The organism is Shewanella sp. SM55, assembly GCF_025654025.1.
GTDB lineage: Bacteria > Pseudomonadota > Gammaproteobacteria > Enterobacterales > Shewanellaceae > Shewanella > Shewanella oncorhynchi.
Genome location: NZ_JAKKRS010000008.1, coordinates 117,621 through 130,149, shown reverse-complemented (window position 1 = coordinate 130,149; position 12,529 = coordinate 117,621). Strand labels below are relative to the sequence as shown.

The window sequence follows — 12,529 nt, the reverse complement described above, 5'->3', positions numbered from 1 at the left end:
ACTCTGTACCTTAAATAAACAACTTAAATTAAGTACCTTAGATGAATACGGGCGGTTTTTTTATAATTTTTTACTTTTTATCAAAGCTTTGATGTTATCAGAGCTTATCGCGGCGTCTTATGCGCCGCGTTTTTTAAAACTTAATGATTAAGCGCCGCGCTTTTCTAACATAGCCACAGCCGGTAATTCTTTACCTTCGAGGAACTCGAGGAAAGCACCGCCGCCAGTCGAAATGTAAGACACTTTATCGGCAATACCGTACTTATCAACCGCAGCCAAAGTGTCACCACCACCAGCGATAGAGAACGCTTTTGAATCAGCAATCGCTTGGGCGATACGCTTAGTACCTTCACCGAATTGGTCGAATTCGAACACGCCCACAGGGCCGTTCCACACGATAGTGCCAGCAGATTCGATGATTTTAGCCAGTGCTTCAGCGCTATCTGGACCAATATCAAAAATCATTTCACCATCAGCGACTTCGCTAACCGATTTTAACGTTGCCGCTGCTGTTGGGCTAAACTCGCCCGCAACGACCACATCGGTCGGCACAGGAATATCGGCGCCACGGCTCTTAGCATTAGCCACTAAACGCTTAGCTTCGTCGATCAAATCCGCTTCATACAGCGATTTACCGACATTGTAGCCCGCCGCTGCAATGAAAGTATTGGCAATACCGCCGCCAACCACTAACTGATCAACTATGCCTGAAAGACTTTCTAGCACGGTCAGCTTAGTCGACACTTTAGAGCCACCGACAATCGCCACCATTGGACGCGCAGGGTTATCTAATGCCTTGCCTAAGGCATCTAATTCTTGTGCCAGTAATGGACCGGCACAGGCAATTGGGGCAAACATGCCCACGCCATGGGTCGATGCTTGGGCACGATGTGCTGTACCGAAGGCGTCCATCACATAGACATCACACAGCGCCGCCATTTTTTTCGATAAGGCTTCGTTGTTCTTACCTTCACCCACGTTGAAACGCACGTTTTCGAACACAACCACTTCACCCACGGCAACGTCAACGCCATCTAAATAATCCGTCGCTAAACGCACAGGACAAGACAGGGCTTTTGCCAAATAATCGACCACAGGTTGCATAGAATATTCAGCATTGTATTCGCCTTCAGTCGGACGACCTAAATGCGACATCACCATCACAGCCGCACCTTTTTCAAGGGCCAACTCGATAGTCGGTAGAGAGGCGCGCAGACGTGCGTCACTGGTGACGACGCCATTGCTGACAGGGACATTGAGATCTTCGCGGATAAGCACGCGCTTACCTTGTAGATCCAGATCTGACATATTGATAATTGCCATGGTAACGCTTCCTTTTATAATCAAAAAACAAACTGTTTCACACTATAGCCGGTATGAATTGACTGCCGCTCGGCGCTCGACATCCCATCGAATTGGCATAAATTCAGTGACCCACAAGTGAATAATCTACTTTTATCAGCCTCGCTTGGCCGCGATCATCGCCAAACTCGTATCTAACATACGATTGGCAAAACCCCACTCGTTATCGCACCACAGGAGTAACTTCACCAACTGACCGGCGCTCACGCGGGTCTGGGTACCATCGACAATACTGGAGCGCGGATCATGGTTGAAATCACATGAGACTAAGGGCTCATCAGTATAGCCTAAGATGCCGTTAAATCGCCCATTGGCGGCTGATTCCAGCACCTGATTGACTGTGGCAATATCGACGGTTTTTTCTAAGGTCACGGACAAATCGATGGCGGTCACGTTGATGGTGGGCACGCGCACCGAAATCGCCTCAAACTTATTTTTCATGTGCGGCAAGATCCGCTCAATGCCGCGGGCAAGTTTAGTGTCGACAGGGATAATCGATTGGCCCGCGGCGCGGGTTCGACGCAAATCATCATGGTAAGCATCAATCACTTGCTGATCGTTCATCGCCGAATGGATAGTGGTAATGGCACCGCTTTTAACGCCGAAGTGGCGGTCAAGCACATCGATCACTGGCACGATACAGTTTGTGGTGCAAGAAGCGTTGGACACCACAGTGTGTTCGGCGCGAAGTAAATCGTGGTTTACACCATAGACGATAGTGCCATCGACATCGGCTGAGGATGGATGACTTATCAGCACTTGTTTAGCGCCGGCGTGAATATGGGCTTCGCAGCTTTGACGATCGACTAATACGCCTGTGGCTTCATAGACAATATCTATGTCCATCTCGTGCCAAGGGAGTTTTGCCGGATCGGGCTCGTGGAGAATTTTTATCGCATCGTCGCCAATCAGCATATGATCATCAACAAGCTTCACTTTATGCGCAAACCGACCGTGGGTGGTGTCGTACTGGGTCAGATGAATAATGGCTTCAGGTTTAGCTAATTCATTAATCGCGACAATCTGCATTTGCTGCCGTTTTCCAGACTCATATAAAGCTCGGAGAATAGAGCGGCCGATACGGCCATAACCATTGATAGCGACTCGGATCATTGAGGTCTCAATTTCCTCTTAATACAAAAACGGCCTGCAAACGATTGCAGGCCGCATTATACAGATTAACACTTAAAAAGTTTAACCTTTTGTATTGAATCTAATCCCTTGAGCCATTAGCCCAATGATTTTGCAGCATTCAGCACATTTTCAACGGTGAAACCGAAGTGATTCAATAGCACGTTACCCGGTGCAGACTCACCAAATGTGGTCATGCCCACAACTGTGCCTTCAAAACCGACATACTTGTACCAGAAATCGGTATGCGCCGCTTCGATAGCCACACGTTTAGTCACAGCACGTGGTAATACAGATTCTTTATAAGCAGCATCTTGCTTATCGAACTCAGTTGTCGATGGCATAGAGACTACGCGAACGTGTTTGCCTTGCTCAGTCAGTGCAGCGGCTGCATCCATTGCCAATTGTACTTCGCTACCAGTTGCGATCAGGATCAGTTCTGGTGTACCCGCACAGTCTTGCAGTACATAAGCACCTTTAGCCACATTAGCTAATTGCTCAGCGGTACGCGCTTGAGCTTTCAGGTTTTGACGGCTGAAGATCAGTGACGTAGGTGCATTACGGCGCTCAATCGCAGCTTTCCAAGAAACTGCCGTTTCTGCCGCATCACATGGACGCCATACGGCCATATTTGGCGTCATACGCAGGTTAGCTAATTGCTCAACTGGCTGATGCGTTGGGCCATCTTCACCTTGACCGATAGAGTCATGGGTATAAACGAAGATGTTTTGAATGCCCATCAGTGCCGACATACGCACTGCGTTACGAGCATATTCCATGAACATCATGAACGTTGCGCCGTAATTGATGAAACCACCATGCAGCGAAGCACCGTTCATAATGCCACTCATGCCGAATTCACGCACGCCGTAGTAAATGTAGTTACCAGCTGGGTCGTCTTGAATACCTTTAGAACCTGACCACAGTGTCAAGTTAGAACCCGCTAAGTCAGCAGAGCCGCCTAACAGTTCAGGCAACATAGCGCCAAATGCACCGATAGCATTTTGTGAGGCTTTACGGCTCGCAATGCCTTCGGCTTTGTCCTGTGATGCTTGCACGAATGCCTGCGCTTTTTCTTCGAAATCAGCCGGTAATTCACCTTTCAGAACGCGACGCTCATATTCAGCAGCCAGTTCTGGGTGAGCTGCGCGATATGCTGCAAACTTCTCGTTCCACGCCGCTTCACGGGCAGCACCTGCTTCTTTGGCATCCCAACCCGCATAAACGTCAGCAGGGATTTCAAATGGTGCATGTGGCCAGCCAAGGAATTCACGGGCGGCTGCGATTTCTGCATCGCCTAGTGGCGCGCCGTGACAATCGTGGCTGCCAGATTTGTTGGGGGAACCAAAACCGATAATGGTTTTGCAGCAAATCATTGTTGGTTTATCAGTCACCGCTTTCGCCGCTTCGATAGCAGCACGGATTGCCGCGCTATCGTGACCGTCAACACCGGTAATCACATGCCAGCCGTAAGCTTCAAAACGTTTTGGCGTATCATCGGTAAACCAGCCTTCAACATGGCCATCGATAGAAATACCGTTATCATCCCAAAATGCGACCAGTTTACCTAAACCTAAAGTACCGGCTAATGAACAGGCTTCGTGGGAAATACCTTCCATCAAACAGCCATCGCCGAGGAAGCAGTAAGTATAGTGATCAACGATATCGTGACCATCACGGTTAAACTGTGCCGCTAAGGTTTTCTCAGCAATCGCCATACCGACAGCGTTGCTGATGCCCGCACCGAGTGGACCCGTTGTGGTTTCAACACCTGGTGTGTAACCGTATTCTGGGTGACCCGGTGTTTTAGAATGCAATTGACGGAACTGTTTTAGCTCTTCAATTGGTAATTCATAACCAGTCAGGTGAAGTAAAGAGTAAATCAGCATTGAACCGTGACCGTTAGAGAGGATAAAACGATCTCTATCTACCCATTTCGGATTGTTCGGGTTGTGCTTAAGGAAATCATTCCACAGCACTTCAGCAATATCTGCCATACCCATTGGGGCGCCGGGATGGCCTGAATTTGCTTTTTGAACTGCATCCATACTTAACGCACGGATTGCGTTTGCGAGTACTTTACGGGAAGACATGCTCTCTCCTGCTTGTTTGTGGGGTCTAGCGGGCAATTTGGATGCATATTTTCCCCTACATGCCAGTGTGACGCAAACTAAAATTACCATTCACTCAGCAAAAGATGGGCGAATATGTACCCAAACAACCTGAAGATGCAGGATTCAGGTCGCTTGGGTATACAAGTCGCAGAAACAAGCCAGTCACTTTGCTGGCGTTTACTTGAGAGGGCATAGCAAGGATCACTTGTAATGGAGAAATAAATTTCTCAAAAACATAGTAAACTTAATGCTATGAAATATAAGTAAAATAACCTATTTATGACAGAGCGTAGTCGTTTTCAGGTCACAATCTGAGAGGATTTTTTATTATCGGGGGTGATCGGCAATCGGATTTAAACTAAAATAGCCGTCTAGATGTAGATGCTTCTACACGTTTGAATGCTAACGACGAGATTTTCCTACTATGGCAAAGCACTTGTTTACTTCTGAGTCGGTCTCAGAAGGTCATCCCGATAAGATTGCAGATCAGATTTCTGATGCTGTGCTAGATGCAATTCTGGCTCAAGATCCAAAAGCACGCGTAGCGTGTGAAACTTATGTCAAAACCGGCATGGTATTAGTGGGTGGTGAAGTCACTACCTCTGCCTGGGTTGATATTGAAGAAATCACCCGTAAAACGGTGCGTGAAATTGGTTATACCCATTCAGATATGGGGTTTGATGCAGACTCGTGCGCAGTATTAAACGCCATTGGTAAGCAATCACCCGACATTAATCAAGGTGTAGACCGCGCAGACCCTGCAGAGCAAGGGGCTGGCGATCAAGGGTTAATGTTTGGCTATGCTAACAACGAAACCGACATTCTGATGCCTGCACCTATCACCTATGCTCACGCATTAGTGAAACGTCAGTCTGAAGTGCGTAAAAATGGCACGCTACCTTGGTTACGCCCAGATGCGAAAAGCCAAGTCACTTTTGCCTATGATGATGGCAAAATTGTCGGTATCGATGCAGTTGTGTTGTCGACTCAACACAGAGATGACGTTTCACAAGCCGATTTAATTGAAGGCGTGATGGAAACCATTATCAAGCCTGTATTACCGGCTCAATGGTTAAACAAAGATACTAAGTTCTTTATCAACCCAACTGGCCGTTTTGTTATCGGTGGTCCAGTAGGTGATTGCGGCTTAACCGGTCGTAAGATCATCGTTGACACCTACGGCGGCATGGCCCGTCATGGTGGTGGCGCATTCTCTGGTAAAGATCCATCAAAAGTGGATCGTAGCGCGGCATATGCTGCCCGTTATGTAGCAAAAAACATCGTTGCAGCAGGTCTTGCTGATCGCTGTGAAATCCAAGTGTCTTACGCTATTGGTGTGGCAGAGCCGACCTCTATCAGCATCGAGACCTTCGGTACTGGTAAGGTGTCTGAAGAAGTGCTGATCAAGTTAGTCCGTCAACACTTTGAACTTCGCCCATACGGTTTAACGGCCATGCTAGATTTAGCACGTCCAATTTATCAAGCGACCGCCGCTTATGGCCACTTTGGTCGCAGCGAATTCCCATGGGAAGCTACTGATAAAGCCGAAATATTGCGCGCTGACGCAGGTCTATAGTCTTAATTCATTTCAATTTTTACACTTAAGACCCATAAAAAAACCGCTATCCAGCGGTTTTTTTATGTCTGACATTTGGTTAGATTAATAGTGCTAAGACAAATATGGCAAGATAAAAAGCAGCATATACACAGACCATTAGAGTGCACAGACCCCATGACCGATAACGCCATCTTATTACAGCAACTTCAATCTTGTGCATGGGCAGCCAACGTAGGTCTGCCAGAGGAAACAGCAAAGACATACGGTACATTAGAGGAGATCGCCGCTTTTCTTGAATCCGATCCTGAAGCCTTTTTTGAAACACCTTACGAAATCCAATATGAAAGCCTGTGTGTAACTGATCATGACTTGGCAAATTCGTTAAAAACAAAGGCAGTAGTAAATGATGTGCATGCTTGGATTTCTGACAGCGAAGTCGATGAAATTTCTAAGTCAGCTTACCTCTCCACTTGGAAAATTATTCCCGTTGCAGAAATATGCGCGCTGACATCCGATGACGCTGATACGCTCGCAACACTGCTCCTAGCTGACGTTAAACTTTCAGCCTTTACGAGTGAACGCCTATCTTGGTATCTCTGTGGAAGAATCCCCTTTGGTTATATTGGTACTTACCCAAACGGGCAATGGCTGATTCTTTAGGCTTATACGCTAGCACCTTTGATTTTTCTGACTTCATCTAGGGTCTATTGAGCTTTCGAGGATAATTTTTAGACAGCATGCCAATACTGATGCTAACCAATGCACGCTGGGAAACACTATTTCCTTTAATGAAAAGCACAGGCCGTGTTTATGATAAACCTGAACATAGACAAACATTCGAAGGCATTCTTTACCGCCTTCTAGCAGGCCCCCCTTAGCAAGATTTACCCAAAGAGTTGGACCATTGGAGTACGGTCTTTAGACGGTTTTATTTATGATCTAAAAAGACATTCAGGCCTATTTACTCAAAGCTTTAGTGAAAATGGCCGACACGGAATGGGTCTTTATTGATGGCTCGATAGTGCGGACTCACCAGCACAGTGCAGGTGCACTGAGTAATGAGTAATGAGTAATGAGTAATGAGAGTTACCCTATTGTTTAATTGATAGTGGATACCTTTATCAAACGGGTAACTCTCAGTTTTATCTATCGCCCATGAATATCAAATAATGGCTAATGCACAGGGTATTCGTTTAGAAACGTACATTCATACCAACCCAGAAGTTACGGGCCTTATCTTTGTTATTAAAATCATCAACGTAAGATGCTGTGTATCCGTTTTGGCCATTGTCGTCAGAGACACAAGTGGTGCTAGTGTCACTACATTCGGTGAAGACAATATCGTATGTAGTAAAATCTTTATCAAACAAGTTATTTACTCGCATGTTGAAGGTGACAAACTCACTCGCCTGATAAGAACCACCAAGATGGAACACGTTATAACCCTTATAGTAAAGTGCAGCATCATTAATGATATCCCAAGAGCGATAACGTTTAGCACGGTATTCTGAGGTCAAGAATACGTTAAATGAGTCGGTCAACTCCCATTTTAATGTCGCGTTTGCCATATGCTTGGCACTGTTGCCGAGTGGACGGCCTTGCTCTGCACCGCTTTTCTGCTCGCTATCTGTGTAGGTATAATTAGCATTTAACGTTAAGGCATCTAGAATTTCCCAACGTCCCGCGAGCTCAGCACCTTGAATAGTAACTTTATCTATGTTGACTGTTTTGCTACTGACTGCATAACCTAAATCAGCATATTCACCCGCATCGGAACATTCTATGCTCGTACCTTTACCACAGGGTTGTGAAGCAATCTTATCGTCAAAGTCATTTTTAAAGATAGTGGCGTTAAAATTATGGCCATCTGGATGAGACCAATACAGGGCGACTTCGCTGGACACACTGGTTTCAGCTTCGAGATCTGGGTTACCAAATTGCGGTGAGGTTCCTTGGCCACCAAAGCCAACGACACCATCATACAATTGTGTGGTTTTAGGTGTTTTAAAGCCTGTGCTCACCCCACCCTTTACAGTCCACTCATTATTAATGGTGTAAACACCGTATAGACGTGGGCTGAGTTGGTTGCCAAATATTTCATGATCATCATGACGTAAACCCGCAGTAACAGATAAATCAGAAGTCATGCTCCATGTATCTTCAGCAAAAACAGACCACATATTATGTTCTTGTACTGCGCCCGGCGTACCTTCTTCCATACCAAATACACCGTCTTTCAACTCACCACGAATCACCTGCGCACCCGTCACTGCGACATGATTTCCTGCAGCTTCAAATGGAATATCGAGTTTCATATCAAGCGTATATTGATTACTTGCCATTTCGCGTTTAGGTCTAGGCAGGAAAGTGGATTCAGCAATCGCTTTACGTTCGGCTTCAGTCATGCCGGTGTAATCCCCTTTACCATCAATCATCTGCAGTAGTAATACTCGTTCAGCAGTGGTAAATGGCAGTGTGCGGCCATTATTTTGTGTGTCTACATAGGATAGTGACACAAAGCTTGTACCAAAATCCCAAGCACCTTCATGGGTTAATGCCCAAGCATCACGGGTAAATTTTTGAGTCTCGCTGTAACCCGCTCGCGGATTTGATCGTCTTGCCCATTCACCACCGCTGGCTAGACAAGCAGCCTCACGGGAACCTACGCCGCCTTTGCAGAAGTTACTGGCAATCCAGAGACTATCGATATTATCAACAGTACCAAGCGGATACTCTCGTTCACCGTTATCATTGATCAGTGGTGTATTATCATAATCTTGAGATGAGGAATCTAAATCAAACCAAATTTTGTGATGTTCATTTAGTGTCCAACTTAAACTCCCACCTAACATATGATTTTCGTTATCGACGGTTTTACCGCCACCACCAAAACCGAGTGAACGAGTGCGTACTTCTCCATTGGGATAATCTACTGGTGCATACTCTGGTGTAGACCCCATTCGATCATAAATACTGCCATGAATCGATAACCCAAGAACGCCTTTAATGAGGGGACCCATCACGCTGAAATCGGTAGTGATATCTTCACCATAGGCATCATTGGTTTGATGAGTTCGGCTGTGAGTGATAGAGCCAGACCATTCGTCGCCCACTTTTTTAGTGATGATGTTCACCACACCACCTAGAGCATCTGCACCGTATAACGTTGATGCTGGCCCACGAATAACTTCAATTCGATCAATAGCATCAAGTGGTGGTACATGACCAAATTGATTGCCACCAAAACTGTTTGGATAAATATCACCATGGTTATTCTGACGCTTACCATCGACAAGGATTAAGGTATAGTCAGATCCCATACCGCGTAGACTGATGGTACCTTGCCCTGTTTTATCACGGGTTTCACCAATATCAACCCCTTCCAAGTCACGCACTGCATCTAGGAGAGTGGTATAAGGTTTTATCATCAAATCTTCTTGGGTGATAACAGAAATACTGGCAGGTGCATCAACCAATTTCTGTTCATATCCAGAGGCAGTAACAACCATTACTTCCATTTTTCTGTCGGGAGCCTCTTCGGCTTGGACAAAATTACCCGCAAATACAGCGGTAATGGCAACTGCCAAGCAAGTTTGACGAAATAACATAAACCTCTCCTGTTTAGTAAACTTAGTTTACAAATGTAACCTATAAATGATTTCGCGAATGATAATGATTAACATTAGTGAGATCAATCAAAAGTTGAATGCAACAGAAATAACATTTACGTTTTGTAAAGTAATCACATTCAAGAAAGAGTTTTTGACATGAAATTTGAAGTTATGAGTGAAGAAAATACCGCGATTGTGGATGCGCTGGTAGACGGCGTTAGGCAATTTAATGCTGGGCTCTTAGGACCCGAGAAATCAGTACCTTTGACTGTCATTGCACGTGATGAAGCTGGCAAGTTGATTGGTGGTGTGGGTGGCCGGACTATCTATAAAAACTTCTTAATCAATGTTGTCTGGGTTGATGACCAAACCAGAGGCACTGGGCTTGGGCATAAACTGATGGCACTTGCCGAAGCTGAGGCGAAACAGCGGGGTTGCTTGGTAGCTCAAGTGGATACCTTATCGATTCAAGCACCTGTGTTTTATGAAAAACAAGGGTTTGAGATCATAGGCACTGTCACCACTGACCCTCAGCGCATCTTTCTGATGAAGAAGTATTGATCAAAAAAGCGATTGAGAAACGGACTGAATTAACACACTCAGCAATGATCGAAATGGGCATTTTGCATGCAGAGTAGACCGATCTGCTCTTGGGATAAAATGGCGCACTCCAACGCCTTTTTTGTATTCGCGCGGCTGACTTGCGCATCGCTCAGTTGCGTTATCGTCGCCGAATAGGCATTGATTCGGCCACAATCGAGCCAAATATCTCCCACTTGTACCCAATAATGTTGCAATGCACCTAAGTCAGATAAAAACTCGACTTCAAATCCCCTCGCCTCATACTCATGGTGAGCGCATTCAGATAAGACTAACCTCAAGCTGTCCCAAGCCGATAAATTGACCTTGGCATAAGTCGCTAATAATGACTCAACAAATTGCACATGCATGTATTTATCTCCGTTATTGATATCAGTAGAGATTTAACCCTTAATTCTTATCGTCGAACAACTAAGCTTGGGTCTTTGCCGCCATTAAATAATAATCCCTTGCAGAAACGGTGAAAAAATCCACAACCTGCATGTGCGCTTTACCCGAGTGAGCGGCAAAGGAACGTTCATTATCTTCAGCAATAAAGGTCAACATATAGCTAAAATGCGGAGCAACTTGGCGACGAATTTCACGGACTAATGCCTCGAAAATCCCTTGCCCACGGTAGGCTTGCTGCACCCATATCGGCCCATATTGGCAAGAGTTGGCCTTAGTTAATTTAGGTCCATCCCAATCGAGTTGCCCCAACCGATTCAACAAAGTGCGGTAAATGGGCCAATGTTCGAAAAATCCCCAACGGCCTGCAATCACGTAACCGACGATCTGCTGCTCAACCTGCGCCACCACGACCCAATGGTGCTGCACTAATTCGCTCAATTCACTGTGGGAAAAAGCTTGCCCTTGTAACCCCATACTGGCGGAAGCTAATTCATCATTAAGATGTTTTTTCTCTAGCATCGCTAATAAATCAACATCTTGAGGTAAGGCTAGTCTAATTTTCACAGTATTCTCACAGCATTATTTCGGCTTTGGGCCCAATTTCAGCCCGCCAGTATACTCGGTTGGGTTAATAGGCACAGCTAGAACAAGGTATTATTTAGTGCCTTGATTTGCTAAATCCCCTTTTATTTCCCAAACTTAATGAATATTTAGCCCTAGTTAGGCGTTTGTATGTTGCCCGAAACCATTAATCCCAACTTGAGTTTACTTGATAGCGACAATCAACAAGTGAATCTCACTCGCTGGATGCACCAATGTGAGCTCATCAAAAGCTATTACAACGCTAACACGGTTTTTATATTCCAAAAGACCAGCGCAGGATTTGAGATCATTGTCAGCGCAATCACTGAAACACCACAATTTACCGCGGGCACTTTATATCCACCAGCACTCGAACTCTTCAAACAGATACAAAACAGCCAACCTGATGGTTTATATCAAAACCTCGGCAGCTTTATGTTAGAAGATTTACCAAGGGATTTTGATGGTATTCAGCATATTCTCTCACGTCCTATCGCTTGGCCGGATGGTAGCCAATTTGGTGCCCTGTGTGTACTCAACCCGCATATAACAGAGCCACTAGTCAATGCCGCTATGCTCGAACCATTTCAGATTTTACTGCAACAGGAATTATCCCTTCTGTGTCAGAACCATAGAATTGAATCCCTTTTGATGCGCGACCAAGAAACCGGCATGCTCAACCATTACGGCTTCTTGATGATGGCGCCAAGACAGCTCAATTTAGGCCGCCGCTTTGGCGCCCATGCAGGTATCATCTTCTTTGAATTACTGAGCACGGATAACACACCCATCCCCCTCGAAGATAATCACCACAGGCTGTTAGGCAAGTTGATCCAAGATACGATAAGAACCGCTGACGTTGCCGCCCATTACAACAGCACTCAATTTGTGGTACTTGCTTTTGTGGATGGTGAACGAGATATTCAACATATTATGAAGCGGGTAGAAAAACAGTTAGAACAGCAAAACCACCAACTTAAACTCGATGCGAGTTACAGTTTCTTCACTCCAGAATCCAGCGCCAAACTTGCGCCCATGATAGAACTCGCACGGGATAAACTCGATTCAATGCGCCCACCTGTATCCCAAGCCGCAGACACGCCAGTAGAACCCGCCATTGACTCAAGCTTGTACGATAATCCCGCCGCAGATTCGGCTGAGCTTTGATTTAATGAAATTTA

General features: G+C 45.6%; 10 protein-coding genes and 1 pseudogene. 5 read left to right on the top strand and 6 right to left on the bottom strand.

Going from position 1 to position 12,529, the window contains the following annotated elements; genetic code table 11:
- Positions 1-147: 147 nt before the first annotated feature.
- From L5L91_RS12105 to tkt, 3 genes are all read right to left on the bottom strand, one after another.
- Positions 148-1,323, bottom strand: a complete 1,176-nt coding sequence (locus tag L5L91_RS12105; RefSeq protein ID WP_168824858.1) for a phosphoglycerate kinase — start codon at positions 1,321-1,323, stop codon at positions 148-150.
- A 135-nt stretch (positions 1,324-1,458) separates the two neighbouring features.
- Positions 1,459-2,475, bottom strand: a complete 1,017-nt coding sequence (epd, locus tag L5L91_RS12100; protein ID WP_105250098.1) for an erythrose-4-phosphate dehydrogenase — start codon at positions 2,473-2,475, stop codon at positions 1,459-1,461.
- Positions 2,476-2,591: 116 nt separating this feature from the next.
- Positions 2,592-4,586, bottom strand: coding sequence for a transketolase (tkt, locus tag L5L91_RS12095; RefSeq protein WP_263139495.1), 1,995 nt, complete (start codon positions 4,584-4,586; stop codon positions 2,592-2,594).
- Positions 4,587-5,031: 445 nt separating this feature from the next.
- Here tkt and metK point away from each other — a divergent pair, with 445 nt between their 5' ends.
- The 3 genes and pseudogenes from metK to L5L91_RS12080 form a co-directional block, all read left to right on the top strand.
- Positions 5,032-6,183: a methionine adenosyltransferase gene (gene metK, locus L5L91_RS12090; RefSeq protein ID WP_028761631.1), complete on the top strand. Its 1,152-nt coding sequence runs from the start codon at positions 5,032-5,034 to the stop codon at positions 6,181-6,183.
- Between the two features lie 156 nt (positions 6,184-6,339).
- The gene (locus tag L5L91_RS12085) at positions 6,340-6,825 is read left to right on the top strand and encodes a hypothetical protein (RefSeq protein WP_263236679.1); all 486 of its coding nucleotides are present in this window, start codon (positions 6,340-6,342) and stop codon (positions 6,823-6,825) included.
- Between the two features lie 77 nt (positions 6,826-6,902).
- A pseudogene (locus L5L91_RS12080) lies at positions 6,903-7,228 on the top strand (transposase); the annotation flags it as partial.
- 130 nt (positions 7,229-7,358) lie between these two features.
- Here L5L91_RS12080 and L5L91_RS12075 read toward each other — a convergent pair.
- Positions 7,359-9,773, bottom strand: a complete 2,415-nt coding sequence (locus tag L5L91_RS12075) for a TonB-dependent receptor domain-containing protein (protein WP_263236677.1) — start codon at positions 9,771-9,773, stop codon at positions 7,359-7,361.
- A 159-nt stretch (positions 9,774-9,932) separates the two neighbouring features.
- Here L5L91_RS12075 and L5L91_RS12070 point away from each other — a divergent pair, with 159 nt between their 5' ends.
- A complete protein-coding gene (locus tag L5L91_RS12070; RefSeq protein WP_263236674.1) occupies positions 9,933-10,337 on the top strand; it encodes a GNAT family N-acetyltransferase in 405 nt (134 codons plus the stop codon).
- A gap of 38 nt (positions 10,338-10,375) precedes the next feature.
- On the opposite strand, the gene L5L91_RS12065 is transcribed toward L5L91_RS12070, so the two are convergent.
- A complete protein-coding gene (locus L5L91_RS12065) occupies positions 10,376-10,726 on the bottom strand; it encodes a hypothetical protein (protein WP_263236672.1) in 351 nt (116 codons plus the stop codon).
- 61 nt (positions 10,727-10,787) lie between these two features.
- Positions 10,788-11,330 carry a GNAT family N-acetyltransferase gene (locus L5L91_RS12060; RefSeq protein WP_198572836.1) on the bottom strand — a complete coding sequence of 181 codons (543 nt, stop codon included), beginning with the start codon at positions 11,328-11,330 and terminating at the stop codon, positions 10,788-10,790.
- 168 nt (positions 11,331-11,498) lie between these two features.
- Between L5L91_RS12060 and L5L91_RS12055 the strand changes: the two genes are divergently transcribed.
- Positions 11,499-12,515 carry a GGDEF domain-containing protein gene (locus L5L91_RS12055; RefSeq protein ID WP_263236670.1) on the top strand — a complete coding sequence of 339 codons (1,017 nt, stop codon included), beginning with the start codon at positions 11,499-11,501 and terminating at the stop codon, positions 12,513-12,515.
- Positions 12,516-12,529: the final 14 nt, after the last annotated feature.

Bases quoted from the DNA above. Each gene is read 5' to 3' on its own strand.
- L5L91_RS12105 (WP_168824858.1), bottom strand. From the start codon at position 1,323: ATGGCAATTATCAATATGTCAGATCTGGATCTACAAGGTAAGCGCGTG.
- epd (WP_105250098.1), bottom strand. From the start codon at position 2,475: ATGATCCGAGTCGCTATCAATGGTTATGGCCGTATCGGCCGCTCTATT.
- tkt (WP_263139495.1), bottom strand. From the start codon at position 4,586: ATGTCTTCCCGTAAAGTACTCGCAAACGCAATCCGTGCGTTAAGTATG.
- metK (WP_028761631.1), top strand. From the start codon at position 5,032: ATGGCAAAGCACTTGTTTACTTCTGAGTCGGTCTCAGAAGGTCATCCC.
- L5L91_RS12085 (WP_263236679.1), top strand. From the start codon at position 6,340: ATGACCGATAACGCCATCTTATTACAGCAACTTCAATCTTGTGCATGG.
- L5L91_RS12075 (WP_263236677.1), bottom strand. From the start codon at position 9,773: ATGTTATTTCGTCAAACTTGCTTGGCAGTTGCCATTACCGCTGTATTT.
- L5L91_RS12070 (WP_263236674.1), top strand. From the start codon at position 9,933: ATGAAATTTGAAGTTATGAGTGAAGAAAATACCGCGATTGTGGATGCG.
- L5L91_RS12065 (WP_263236672.1), bottom strand. From the start codon at position 10,726: ATGCATGTGCAATTTGTTGAGTCATTATTAGCGACTTATGCCAAGGTC.
- L5L91_RS12055 (WP_263236670.1), top strand. From the start codon at position 11,499: ATGTTGCCCGAAACCATTAATCCCAACTTGAGTTTACTTGATAGCGAC.